Source organism: Arcobacter sp. CECT 8989 (assembly GCF_004116715.1).
Lineage (GTDB): Bacteria > Campylobacterota > Campylobacteria > Campylobacterales > Arcobacteraceae > Halarcobacter.
Window position 1 is genome coordinate 1 of sequence record NZ_PDKE01000057.1, and the last position, 482, is coordinate 482.

Annotated in this window: 1 protein-coding gene; it reads left to right on the plus strand. The window is 32.4% G+C overall.

Features of this window, described 5'->3' with window-relative positions; genetic code table 11:
• Nucleotides 1-482 (plus strand): thymidylate synthase (gene thyA, locus CRV02_RS14415; protein ID WP_129090908.1); only part of this gene is annotated, 482 nt, incomplete at both ends.

A 482-nucleotide genomic window follows, 5' to 3' on the forward strand; every position in this document is an offset into this window, starting at 1 on the left:
ATTTTAGATAATGGTATTAAAAAAGAAGATAGAACAGGTACAGGAACTACTTCTGTTTTTGGTTATCAAATGAGATTTGATTTAAGTGAAGGTTTCCCTCTTGTAACTACAAAAAAGACTCATCTTAAAGCTATTATTTCAGAGCTTTTATGGTTTATAGAAGGAAGTACTGATGAAAGAAGACTTGCTGAAATCCATTTTGGAGATAAAGCTTCAAACCTAATTGGTAAAAAAACTGTATGGACTGCAAATGCAGATGCTCAAGGGAAAGATTTAGGTTATACGAATACAGATACTATAAAAGAGCTTGGTCCTGTATATGGAAGCCAATGGAGATCTTGGGAAGGTGCAAATGGAAAAAAAGTTGATCAATTAGCTGATGTAATAAATCAAATCAAAACTAATCCAGATAGTAGAAGAATTATTTTAAATGCTTGGAATGTAGCAGAGATAGAAAATATGGCATTACCTCCTTGTCATAC